The following is a 12,662-nucleotide window of genomic DNA, read 5'->3' on the forward strand; positions in this document are numbered from 1 at the left end:
TGAGTGCCGCCGTGATCATCCGACTGAACTGTAAATGCGGCGATTTAACGGGGTATTAATAATGGAAAGTAAGGCAGACCGCGCCGGGAGACAGCATCGCCCTTCAGTACTGTCGGGCCTCGTAATCGTCGAGCGTTTCCGGGTCCTGCTTATACTCCCACTCGCCCAGATGAAAGCGGCGCCAAATCTGGCCGGAAGGGTTGAGGTTCGCCCCATCGGTGAGGCGCACAGGCAGAAGTGGGTTATGTTTATGCCAAACGGTAACATCTATGGCGGCCGCCCGAGGGGCGAAAAGCCCGAAGAAAGCCAGGTAGTCTTGCGTCATCAGGGTCCAGCCTCGAACGGATTAAAATCAATCCGCAACTTCACAAAACTGCAATAAAGAATCCCGCAAAACAAGAGCCTCGCGATGGCTTCACATCAAATTGTCGGTGACCGCATTCGAGGATCGATGCTTCCCCCGCGGCGCTTGTCTTGCACTCGCCGGCGAAGTGGCGCGCGTCGTGAAAACAAAGGCCCGAAGTCTGTGGCGTGAGTTACGTTCGATACGACGTAGTTCACCGCGGCGCGCGTCTTTTCGAGAGGCGCAAGTGACGCTGTAAAGCTTTGAATTGCTGGATAATTTTGTCCTTAAACTCGTTTCCGATTTAAGGAATTATGCAGGAGGCGGAACCAATAGGCTTCACGTTTGTTTACTGAGAAGCGGGACAACCCCTCAAGTCCCGCGAATGATCGGCCGTCTCCCCTCAACACGTGCCGATCGACATCCGGCCCGGTGCACCCTCATGGGAGCGCCGGGCTTTTTTCTTGGGTGTTTTGCCCTTGGCTTGGCAAACCTCAAAGGAGGACGGCGCTGCCGTCCCCTCTCTGTTTCACTCGTCGCAGGAGGGATCGCCGGGGCGGCAATCAAAGTCCCTGCGGTCCGGCCTGCGGTCATCGCCTCTCCGGTCGTCCCTCTGCCGTTCATCTCTTTGCCGATGGTCCCCTTGCCGATCGCCCCTTTGATTGTCGTCGCGCCAGTCACGATCTCGGTCGCGCCCATATCGGTCGCCATCCCGCTCGCGCCAGTTCCGGTCGCGATCCCGGTTATCCCGATCGCGATCCCGATCCCGATTGTCGCGGTCGCGGTAGTAATAATCCGGGCCGCGGCTCCAGCGGTCACGGTCGCGATAGAAATCGCGGTTGCGGTAGTAACGGTCCCAATAATTGTCGACGCTGAAGCGAATCATCGGAATGCCGAGCGGACGGTAATACTGCGGGCCGACATAGACGCGGCGCTGCTGGTAGAGGGCTTGCACGTACTGGCCGGAAACCCAGCCGCGGCCGCCGTAGAACTCGACGTCGCACCAGTTGACGTCGGAAAGGCATCCGCGGATCTCGACGGAGGAACCGGCGGGTATGACGGCAACGGCAGGATAACGGGTGCTCGGACCGGCACGCATGTTGACGTTCGCCGTCGAGTAGCCCTCGGCAGCCTGCGCTATGGCAGGCGCCAGCATAAGCAGGCCGACCGCTGCAATTTTAACAAAGAGATTTTTCACGCTTCTCAGTCCTTGTTGGCACGTTTTTCAGGCAGCGCTTGGCCGCGTTTCCTTGGCATATGCCATTGAAAGAAAAGATAGAGCGATCGCCCCCGGGTGTTAGGGTGTTGCTATCGTATTATCTTTCAATGGCTTATATATTGCCGGCGATGAACGCAGCTTGAACGGCGAAATATCTGTCAGCGCCCTTGGAGCCGCAAGCGGTGCTTCCGGCAAGGTGGTGCTGTTAACGGTTGGTTAACCTTTCGGCGGCAGTCTCGTTGCAATACCCGCTTGCTCCTTGACCACGGATGAACTGGCACTGAGATGAGCGGATGACGAAAGGCCGGGTCGAACCGGCCTTTTTGTTATTTGCGATTCTGCTTGGCACGCCGTTCAGGCGGCGAGCGCCTGAAGAATCCGCACCCAGGAGCGGATACCCTTGTGGTAGGAGACGAGCTCGTATTTCTCGTTCGGCGAGTGGATGCGGTCATCGCTGAGGCCGAAGCCGACGAGCAGCGATTCCATGCCGAGCATCTTCTGGAAATCCCCGACGATCGGGATCGACCCGCCCATGCCGATGACGATGGCCGGTTTCGGCCACTCGTCGGAAAGCGCGTTCTTCGCCTTGGTGAGAACAGGCGAATCATAGGAGAGGTGGATCGCCGGCGAGCCGCCATGCGAATGGAATTCGACCGAGCAATCGGCGGGAATTTTCGAGCTGATATAGCTGCGGAAAGCCTCGCGGATGGCGGTCGGATCCTGCGTGCCGACAAGCCGGAAAGAGACCTTGGCCGAAGCCTTGGCGGCGATCACCGTCTTGAAGCCTTCGCCGGTATAGCCGCCCCAGATGCCGTTGATTTCGGCGGTCGGCCGCGCCCAGGTGAGTTCCAGCACCGAGCGGCCCTTTTCGCCGGATGGGATGGAAAGGCCGACTTCGCCGAGGAAGCTGTCCGCGGTCTTGCCGAGGGTCTCCCATGACGCCTTGATATTGTCGGGCGTTTCCTCGACGCCGTCATAAAAGCCGTCAAGCGTGATGCGGCCCGTCTCGTCACGCAGACCGGCAAGAGCCTCGACGAGAATATGGATCGGATTGGCGGCCGCGCCGCCGAAGAGACCGGAATGCAAGTCGCGGTCGGCGGCCGTCACGATCACTTCCTCGCCGACGAGGCCGCGTAGCGCTGCGGCGATTGCCGGCGTGTCGCGGTCCCACATGCCGGTATCGCAGACCAGCGCATAATCGGCCTTGAGCTCGGCAGCATTGGCTTCGAGGAAGGGCTTCAGGGATGGCGAGCCGGATTCCTCCTCGCCCTCGAAGAGAATGGTGACGCGGCAGGGAAGCGCGCCATTGATCTCCTTATAGGCGCGGCAGGCCTCGACGAAGGTCATCAGCTGGCCCTTGTCGTCGGAGGTGCCGCGGCCGGTCAGGATCTTGCGGCCCTCGCCGACATCCTTGATCGACGGCTCGAAGGGGTCGTTTTCCCAGAGCTCGATCGGATCGACCGGCTGAACGTCGTAATGGCCGTAGAAGAGAACATGCGGCGCATCGGCGGCGCCGCCGGCATGGTGGGCGACCACCATCGGATGGCCAGGCGTATCGCGCACGGAGGCCGTAAAGCCGAGCGTCCCGAGATAGGCGACGAGCCATTCGGCGGCCTTCCGGCATTGGGCTTTATAGGCGGGATCGGTGGAAATCGACTTGATGCGCAGAAGCTCGAACAGCGTGTCGAGGCTCGATGGAAGGTTCTGGTCCGCGCGCGCAAGCACCTGACGTACATCGGTCATTTTCGACTCCTTTTCGAGATTCGGCCGGACGATAGACCAAACCGGAAAGGCACGCGAGGCGGAAAAAACAAAAATCGGCGGGGAAGCAGCTCGCCCGGCACGGCGCAGATTAGCTGTTCGCGCGGTGGCTCTTTTCGGTCAGAGCGCCTTGGCGTTTTCCAGAAGCCGGCGGATATATTCGAGTGTCAGCTCGCGCTCGAAAACCCGGAAACCTTTAAACAGCGCCAGGTCGGCCTCACGCGCGGTCTCGATCGCCTCGGCCTCCATGGCGCGGGCGCGCGGCGTCAGGAAGAGCAGTTGCGCCCGCTTGTCGGATGGATGCGGCCGGCGTTCGATCAGCCCGTCGCGGACCATGCGCGAAAGGGTATTGGCCATGGTCGCCTGCTCGATATCGACCCGCTCGAGAAGCTGTTTCTGGGTCAGCCCGTCCTCAGCCCAGAGTTCCAGCAGAATGGGGAACTGCCCTGGAGAAAAACCGAGCCCGACCGCGCGCTGGTGCAGCGAGCGGGCAAAACCCTTCGCCAGCTGGCTGGCAAGGTAGGCTCCCGAATCCATGCGGTTAAATCCCATGGCTGCAAGTTAGGCTCAAAACCATGCCGGAGACAATGCAGCAAATCGCATACGATACTCCATAACATGCAAGCTGCGATCAGAATTTCGAGTATCTCGAAAAAACAAAAGTCGCCATGGCCTGGAGGTTGGCCATGGCGATTTTAAAGTGGGGACAAAGGCCCGGAGAGGGGGGATAAGGCCTTTGTCCAAGTCTGACGCGGCGGGGGACAAGCCGGTAATCAGACCCGCGGCGCAATCAAGCGCCGGTGACATGGATTTGTGCCTTAAAATGTGGTTTTTCAAGGGAGGGCCATCGTTACAAATCGGTAACAGTTTGGTGAGCCGGAATCTCTGCCGCACAATTCCTGAGATCGGAAACGATGGAAGGATAAAATTACGCAGCAACGCCAAGTGCTCAGCGTCCTTTGCGCGTCCGAAAACGAGCGCGGCGACATGGCCCTCCGAACGCCATAATCCTTTTCGCGCGCCGAACTTTATGCCGAACTCTATATGGACCTCGTCCGATGCCCGCGCTATCCATGCACGCATGAAAAAAGGCGATCACCTCTTCCTAGTCGATGGTTCCGGATTCATCTTCCGGGCGTTTCATGCACTGCCGCCGCTGACCCGCAAGACCGATGGCCTGCCGATCGGCGCCGTGTCCGGTTTCTGCAACATGCTGTGGAAGCTGCTGAAGGATGCACGCAATACCGATGTCGGCGTGACGCCGACCCATCTTGCCGTCATCTTCGATTATTCCGCCAAGACGTTTCGCAAGGATCTCTACAACGCCTACAAGGCGAACCGCTCCGCGCCGCCGGAAGAGCTCATCCCGCAATTCGGCCTTATAAGAGAGGCGACCCGCGCCTTCAATCTGCCCTGCATCGAGACCGAAGGCTTCGAGGCCGACGACATCATCGCCACCTATGCCCGCCAGGCCGAAGCGACCGGCGGCGATGTCACCATCGTCTCCTCCGACAAGGATCTGATGCAGCTCGTCAGCCCCAATGTCCACATGTATGACAGCATGAAGGACAAGCAGATCGGCATTCCCGATGTCATCGAGAAATGGGGCGTGCCGCCGGAAAAGATGATCGACCTGCAGGCGATGACCGGCGATTCGGTCGATAATGTTCCCGGCATTCCCGGCATCGGCCCGAAAACTGCCGCCCAGCTCCTCGAGGAATACGGCGATCTCGACACCCTGCTCGAACGCGCCACCGAGATCAAGCAGGTCAAGCGCCGTGAGACGATCCTCGCCAATCTCGACATGGCCAGGCTCTCGCGCGATCTCGTGCGGCTGCGCACCGATGTGCCGCTCGATCTCGACCTCGACGCGCTGGTGCTGGAACCGCAGAACGGCCCGAAGCTGATCGGCTTCCTGAAGACGATGGAATTCACAACGCTGACGCGCCGTGTCGCCGAAGCCTGCGATTGCGATGCGAGCGCCATCGAACCGGCGATCGTTCGCATCGAATGGGGTGAGACGGCCCGCGGCCCCGATCTCGATGCGGCAGAGCCCGAGCCCGTTGCTGGCGGCATCCCCGACGTCTCGGGCGAATCCGTGCCGGTGCCGCCGCGGGTGAAGGCGAAAGCCGCCGTCGAAGGCGCCTTTTCGCCCGCCGATCTTGCCAAGGCGCGGGCCGAGGCCTTCGCGACGCTGCCCTTCGATCATTCGGCCTATGTGACGATCCGCGACCTGGCGACGCTCGACCGCTGGATCGCCGATGCGCGCGCGACCGGCCTCGTTGCTTTCGATACCGAGACCACGTCGCTGGATGCGATGCAGGCCGAGCTTGTCGGCTTCTCGATGGCGATCGCCGACAACACGGCCGATCCCACCGGCACGAAGATCCGTGCCGCCTATGTGCCGCTCGTCCACAAGAACGGCGTCGGCGACCTGCTCGGCGGCGGCCTTGCCGAAAATCAGATCCCCATGCGCGATGGTTTGGCGCGGTTGAAGGCATTGCTGGAAGACGAATCGGTTCTCAAAGTCGCCCAGAACCTGAAATACGACTACTTGCTGATGAAGCGCTACGGCATCGAGATCAGGAGCTTCGACGATACGATGCTGATCTCCTATGTGCTCGACGCCGGCACCGGCGCGCACGGGATGGACCCGCTTTCGGAAAAATTTCTCGGCCATACGCCGATCTCCTATAAGGACGTGGCGGGCAGCGGCAGGGCGAATGTCACCTTCGATCTCGTCGACATCGACCGCGCCACCCACTATGCCGCCGAAGATGCCGACGTGACGCTGCGCCTCTGGCTGGTGCTGAAGCCGCGGCTGACGGCGGCGGGATTGACCAGCGTCTATGAACGGCTGGAGCGGCCGCTATTGCCGGTGCTGGCGCGCATGGAAGCGCGCGGCATCACCGTCGACCGACAGATCCTGTCGCGCCTCTCCGGCGAACTGGCTCAGGGTGCGGCGCGCCTGGAAGACGAGATCTACCAGTTGGCGGGCGAGCGGTTTAATATCGGCTCGCCGAAGCAGCTGGGCGATATCCTGTTCGGCAAGATGGGCCTTGCCGGCGGCAACAAGACGAAGACAGGCCAATGGTCCACCTCCGCCCAGGTGCTCGAGGATCTGGCCGCCGCCGGTTTCGAATTGCCACGCAAGATCGTCGACTGGCGCCAGGTCACCAAGCTGAAATCGACCTATACCGACGCGCTTCCGGGTTACGTTCACCCTGAGACAAAGCGGGTCCACACCTCTTACTCGCTGGCATCGACGACCACGGGGCGCCTGTCCTCGTCGGAGCCGAACCTGCAGAACATTCCGGTGCGCACCGCAGAAGGCCGCAAGATCCGCACCGCCTTCATCTCGACGCCTGGCCACAAGCTGATCTCTGCCGACTACAGCCAGATCGAACTGCGCGTGCTTGCCCATGTGGCCGAGATCCCGCAGCTCACCAAGGCCTTCGAAGATGGCGTCGACATCCACGCCATGACGGCCTCGGAAATGTTCGGCGTGCCGGTGGAAGGCATGCCGGGCGAGGTGCGCCGCCGCGCCAAGGCGATCAATTTCGGCATCATCTACGGCATCTCGGCCTTCGGGCTTGCCAATCAGCTTTCGATCGAGCGTTCGGAAGCCGGCGACTACATCAAGAAGTATTTCGAGCGTTTCCCCGGCATCCGCGACTATATGGAAAGCCGAAAGGCCATGGCGCGCGACAAGGGTTATGTCGAAACGATCTTCGGCCGCCGCATCAACTATCCCGAAATCCGCTCGTCCAATCCATCCGTGCGCGCCTTCAACGAACGTGCGGCGATCAATGCGCCGATCCAGGGTTCGGCTGCCGACGTCATCCGCCGGGCGATGATCAAGATAGAGCCGGCGCTTGTTGAAGTCGGCCTCGCCGATCGCGTCAGAATGCTGCTGCAGGTGCATGACGAACTCATCTTCGAGGTCGAGGACGGGGATGTCGAAAAGGCGATGCCGGTCATCGTCTCGGTCATGGAAAACGCCACCATGCCGGCGCTGGAAATGCGTGTGCCACTGAGGGTCGATGCACGCGCCGCCACCAATTGGGACGAGGCGCATTAAAAGCATGTCGCGCAAAACTGTGCGGCAGTTTTGCGACAACGACATGCGTGGAGCTAAAGCCTAGAGCCTTTCCTGGTCAGATTGCAGCATTCTGCCGGAGCAGGTTTTCGTCAGGGCAGAGGCGATTGGCGACGGGCATACCCCAAGGTACGTCCGAGCCGATCGCCTTTGATCCTGGCGGAAAGATGCCCGGCCCACCGGCCGCACCGCTTCGCCATGGCGAAGCGATAGGTGCGCCCGGCGATTCTGAGTCTTGCAGATTTGCCAGGCAAATCTGCGGGAAGGTTGGCTGAAACGGGCCGGCTGATCGACCGGCCGGCTTGGCCGTAGAGCTTGGCTACGACGCGCGCCGGCCGGTCGACCATCCGACTCCGTTTGAGCCAACAGAATACTGCAATCTAGCCCGGAAAGGCTCTAAAGCCCCAGCAGCGATCTGAAAGATTGCAACGCACTTCAGAGCGCCTCCCCAAAATTGGCAAAGATTTTTCTCACTGCCAGAACTCATTGAAAATGCAGCGATTTATCCGAAGGAGTCGTATCGGTACGATACGGCAGGAAGGAACTTATTAACCTTCCTTTTCTATCCCGGTAGGGTCGTAATTTGCAAAGCATGAGTGAGTAGCGGACGCATGCGTTTTCCCAGAACCAATTTGACGGATGCCGGAGATTTTTCCAGCGAGATTGAAACGGACCTTCCGGCGGAAAACCCAGGGGAGAAGCCGGCGGCACCCATCTGGCAGAGCAACTTTTCCCTCGCGCCGAATGTCCGTTTCACCCGCACGCCGGAAACGCTGATCAGCAGGCGGCGCGCCCCGAATGAGCCCGTTCGCGATGATTCGCAGATTCGACAGCAGGCGATACGGATAGAGCCGGTTGCCGTCGACGTGCCGTTCGATATCTATCTGCCAGAGCCGGACGACATTTCCGCAGCACCGCAGAGGGTCGAACTGCAACAGTCACCTTTGCCTGACGAGCCCGCCTTCCGCGCCAGCGCCGAGCTTTCCTCCATTTCCGATTTCGCCTTCTGGGAAGTCATGGCCTTCGAAGAAGCGCCAGTGCGCGCGCCTTCCTTGATCTCGTTCCCAAAGACCGAGACCTCGCCCGAGTCGATCACGTCGCTGTTCCGGATCATGGAATGGCGCCCCGGTACCGGCCGCCGCTGCTCCCCGTCCCCTCCCGCCCAGCCGTGCCGCCCGCCGCGGTCTCCGCAAAGACCGCCGTGCGCCTTCCAGCCGCCCCATCCTTGGAAAGGCCGAGGCGTATCGCTGTCGAGGCACCGGTCGTGCTGGCACCTCAGGCGGCGCCAACCCCTCGGGTCGCGCCAGCCCCTCAAATTGCGTCAGCACCTCAGGCCGCGCCGGCGCCGCAGCGCACGCCGCCCGTCGCCGCGGTTCTGCCGTCGCCGCGCCTGGGTGCGAGGCCCGAAAGGATCGACGCATCCGGCTATGAATTCCCGCCGCGCGCCCTTCTTCAGGAACCGCCGGAACGCCTCGGCGAGATCATGTCGCAGGAGACGCTGGAGCAGAATGCCGGGCTTCTGGAAAGCGTGCTGGAAGATTTCGGCATCAAGGGCGAGATCATCCATGTCCGTCCCGGTCCTGTCGTCACCCTCTATGAATTCGAGCCGGCGCCGGGCGTGAAATCCTCGCGCGTCATCGGTCTTGCCGACGATATCGCCCGCTCGATGTCGGCGCTCTCGGCCCGTGTCGCCGTCGTCCCCGGCCGTAACGTCATCGGCATCGAATTGCCGAATGTCACGCGTGAGACCGTCTATTTCCGCGAGATGATCGAAAGCCAGGATTTCGAGAAGAGCGGCTACAAGCTGGCGCTCGGCCTCGGCAAGACCATCGGCGGCGAGCCTGTCATCGCCGAGCTCGCGAAGATGCCACATCTGCTCGTCGCCGGCACCACCGGTTCCGGCAAGTCGGTCGCCATCAATACGATGATCCTGTCTCTGCTCTACCGCATGACGCCGGAACAGTGCCGCCTGATCATGGTCGACCCGAAGATGCTCGAACTCTCCGTCTATGACGGCATCCCGCATCTGCTGACGCCCGTCGTCACCGATCCGAAGAAGGCGGTCATGGCGCTGAAATGGGCCGTGCGCGAAATGGAAGAGCGCTATCGCAAGATGTCGCGCCTCGGTGTCCGCAACATCGACGGTTACAACGACCGCGTCGCCCAGGCCCGCGAAAAGGGCGAGACCATCCATGTCATGGTCCAGGTCGGCTTCGACAAGGGCACCGGCACTCCGATCGAGGAAAGCCAGGCGCTGGACCTGACGCCGATGCCCTATATCGTCGTCATCGTCGATGAGATGGCCGACTTGATGATGGTCGCCGGCAAGGACATCGAAGGCGCGATCCAACGCCTCGCCCAGATGGCGCGCGCTGCCGGCATCCATCTGATCATGGCGACACAGCGTCCGTCGGTCGACGTCATCACCGGCACGATCAAGGCGAACTTCCCGACCCGCATTTCCTTTCAGGTGACCTCGAAGATCGACAGCCGCACCATTCTCGGCGAACAGGGCGCCGAACAGCTGCTCGGTCAGGGAGACATGCTGCACATGCAGGGCGGCGGGCGGATTTCCCGCGTTCACGGCCCCTTCGTCTCGGATGTCGAAGTCGAAAAGGTCGTTGCTCATCTGAAAACCCAGGGTCGCCCCGAATATCTCGATACCGTCACCGCCGACGAGGAGGACGAGACGGAGGAGGAAGAAGCTGGCGCCGTCTTCGACAAGAGCGCCATGGCCTCGGAGGATGGCAACGAACTCTACGAGCAGGCGGTCAAGGTCGTCATGCGCGACAAGAAATGCTCGACCTCCTATATCCAGCGCCGCCTCGGCATCGGCTACAACCGCGCCGCCTCATTGGTGGAACGCATGGAAAAGGAAGGTCTGGTCGGCCCGGCCAATCACGTCGGCAAGCGCGAGATCGTATCGGGACGGGGCGACGGCGAGTAATCGCCGGCGGCCAGGGTGTCTGACGGATTCCTGTTTTACGTCTTCAAGGCAGCCAGCCGAACCGTCTCGCTGACAAACTCGGTCTTTCCGCCGGTGTAAAAATCCCAATCGCCGACTGCCTCCGCAGCCAGCCGGCGTTTCAGCTCGGCATAGGCCTTGGCTCTCTCGGGGTGATCCCGGAGATAATCGCGAAACAGAATGCGCTCCCGATGCGCGCGATTATCGGGTCCGCAAAGATAGAGCTTGAAGCCATAAGCTTGATGATCGCGGGTGAAGGCCCATCGTTGCTCTCCTGTATCGCCGTGGAAGACGAAATCGGCAGCGCGCACCACCTCGATCGCCGCCGGCAGGAACGCGTCGGATATCATCACCGCAGCAAGGTCGATCTTCGCCTTGGCCGCCAGGCCAGGCACCGATGTGCTGCCGATATGGTCGATGGAAAGCAGGCGGTCGCCGAGCAAGGCGGAGACCTCGGTGCTGATCTCGGCAAAGAGCCGCGGCCAGGAAGGACCGTAGTCGACCACCTTGATGGCACGCATGCCCTTCCTCTCGATCCGTTCAGTGCGTCTTGGTCAGCAACCCGTCGAGGATCTCGATTATCTTCTGCTCGGCCTCTTCGAGCGAGCCGCTATTGTCGAGCTCCGTCACGTCGTATTCGCCGCGCACCGTCAGCGGTCCGCGGGCAAGCCGAGCCATGATATCCTCATGCGTCTCGCGGCCGCGCGCCTCCAGCCGGCCAGCGAGCACTTCGGGGCGGGCGGTGACGTTGATGACTTTCAGACGCGGGAAGGCGGCCTGGAAGCGATGAAGCGCCGAGCGCGAGCCGTTGGCGACGACGACGTGGCCTTTCGACAGGGCTACCGAAACCTCGGCCGGAATGCCGTATTTCAGCCCGTGCGCTTCCCACCAGACGGCGAAGGAGCCTGACTGTTCCATGGCGGCAAACCCTTGGAGGGAGACGGAAAGATGATCTTCGCCGCCGGCGTCACGGTGACGGGTGATGACGCGGCGGACGAAATGCACATCGTCGCGGCCCTTGAAACGCCGGGCCGCGAGGTTCATCAGCGTGTCCTTGCCGGCACCGCTCGGGCCGACGACGACGACCATGATGCCGCGCTCGGCTCCGGCTCCTGCGTGGGGTTCGTGTGACATCATGCGACACGGCGTCCTTGGCGCCAGACCGAGCGTGTCACCGGCACACCATGCGAACGATGGACGCGGACAAGATCGGCGCGCAGCCCCGTCGCGATCCGTCCGCGATCATCGAGGCTGACGGTGCGGGCGGGCGTCGACGTCACCATGGCGATCGCCTTCGGCAGGCTGATGCTCTCCACCTCATCGGCGAGGATGAACGGTGCATGTAGCAGGCTGAGCGGCACGTAGTCGGAGGAAAGCACGTCGAGCACGCCCATCTCGGCAAGGTCGCGGGCGGCGATGTTGCCGGAATGAGATTTGCCGCGAACGATGTTCGGCGCTCCCATCAGCACGCTCATGCCATGTCTGTGCGACGCCCGGGCGGCATCGAAGCTGGTCGGGAATTCGGCCAGGCGCACGCCGTTGTCGATCGCCTCGTCGACATGCGAGAGCGTCGCATCGTCATGGCTTGCCACGGTAATGCCGCGCTCGGCGCAGACCTTGGCGATAGCGTTGCGGTGCGGCGTCGAATTGCGCGCCGATTCTGCCTGGCGCTTGGCGACGAAATGGGCGAAGGCCTCGTCGCTCAGGCCCCGCTTCTTTTGGTAGTAGAAAATATATTGATCCATCGTCTGAAACTGACGCTGGCCGGGCGCATGATCCATCAGCGAGACGAGCCGCACGTGGCGGTCGTTTTCGAAATCGGCGAAATGCTCGAGCACATTGTCGGCCGAGACCTCGCAGCGCAAATGGATGAGGTGCTCGGCGCGCAGCCTGCCTTCCGTCTCCGCCGACTGGATGGCATCGGCCATCTCGCGCATCTCGCCATGTTCGAAGCCGCCGTCCTCGTCCGCACCCATGCGCAGGCAGTCGAACACCGTGGTAATGCCTGAGGTGACGATCTGGGCGTCATGCGCCTGGATGGCGGCGGTCTTGTTCCAGCGAATACCGGGGCGCGGCTGATAATGGCCTTCGAGATGATCGGTGTGCAGCTCGACGAGGCCGGGAATGACGTAGTCGCCTTCGAAATCTTCGCCGGCTACCGAGTTACTCCCGGAGATGTCGGCGATCTTCCCGTCCCGGATGAGGATCGAGCCCGAGAGGATGTCGTCCTCGAGAACGATCCGGGCGTTGGAAAACACGGTCTCTTTGCTCATGG

The 12,662-nt window shown here is 61.6% G+C and carries 8 protein-coding genes and 1 pseudogene; 2 read left to right on the plus strand and 7 right to left on the minus strand.

The genetic code is table 11. The features are described from left to right. Positions 1-103 precede the first annotated feature (103 nt). The 4 genes from N1937_RS22780 to N1937_RS22795 all read right to left on the minus strand — a co-directional run bounded on the left by N1937_RS22780 (position 104) and on the right by N1937_RS22795 (position 3,860). On the minus strand, positions 104-325 hold the full coding sequence (locus N1937_RS22780; RefSeq protein ID WP_222292031.1) for a hypothetical protein: 222 nt from the start codon (positions 323-325) through the stop codon (positions 104-106). 547 nt (positions 326-872) lie between these two features. After that, positions 873-1,541, minus strand: coding sequence for an SH3 domain-containing protein (locus N1937_RS22785; RefSeq protein WP_260057042.1), 669 nt, complete (start codon positions 1,539-1,541; stop codon positions 873-875). A gap of 375 nt (positions 1,542-1,916) precedes the next feature. Further along, positions 1,917-3,305, minus strand: coding sequence for a M20/M25/M40 family metallo-hydrolase (locus N1937_RS22790; RefSeq protein WP_260057043.1), 1,389 nt, complete (start codon positions 3,303-3,305; stop codon positions 1,917-1,919). A gap of 138 nt (positions 3,306-3,443) precedes the next feature. Next, the gene (locus tag N1937_RS22795) at positions 3,444-3,860 is read right to left on the minus strand and encodes a MarR family winged helix-turn-helix transcriptional regulator (protein ID WP_003544385.1); all 417 of its coding nucleotides are present in this window, start codon (positions 3,858-3,860) and stop codon (positions 3,444-3,446) included. Positions 3,861-4,404: 544 nt separating this feature from the next. On the opposite strand from N1937_RS22795, the gene polA reads away from it, so the two are divergent. Beyond that, complete coding sequence (gene polA, locus N1937_RS22800; protein ID WP_162115569.1) at positions 4,405-7,404, plus strand: DNA polymerase I; 3,000 nt, start codon at positions 4,405-4,407, stop codon at positions 7,402-7,404. Between the two features lie 629 nt (positions 7,405-8,033). Beyond that, positions 8,034-10,369: pseudogene (locus tag N1937_RS22805) on the plus strand (DNA translocase FtsK). A gap of 35 nt (positions 10,370-10,404) precedes the next feature. Here the strand turns inward: N1937_RS22805 and N1937_RS22810 are convergent. The 3 genes from N1937_RS22810 to N1937_RS22820 are packed head-to-tail and all read right to left on the minus strand — an operon-like array spanning position 10,405 to position 12,660. Then, complete coding sequence (locus N1937_RS22810) at positions 10,405-10,908, minus strand: GrpB family protein (RefSeq protein WP_260057045.1); 504 nt, start codon at positions 10,906-10,908, stop codon at positions 10,405-10,407. A 19-nt stretch (positions 10,909-10,927) separates the two neighbouring features. Further along, positions 10,928-11,524 (minus strand): phosphonate metabolism protein/1,5-bisphosphokinase (PRPP-forming) PhnN, encoded by a 597-nt coding sequence (phnN, locus tag N1937_RS22815; RefSeq protein ID WP_260057046.1) that lies wholly within the window; start codon positions 11,522-11,524, stop codon positions 10,928-10,930. After that, positions 11,521-12,660, minus strand: a complete 1,140-nt coding sequence (locus tag N1937_RS22820; protein WP_260057047.1) for an alpha-D-ribose 1-methylphosphonate 5-triphosphate diphosphatase — start codon at positions 12,658-12,660, stop codon at positions 11,521-11,523. Before N1937_RS22820 ends, phnN begins: the two co-directional genes overlap by 4 nt. Positions 12,661-12,662 lie beyond the last annotated feature (2 nt).

This window comes from Rhizobium sp. WSM4643 (assembly GCF_025152745.1).
GTDB lineage: Bacteria > Pseudomonadota > Alphaproteobacteria > Rhizobiales > Rhizobiaceae > Rhizobium > Rhizobium leguminosarum_I.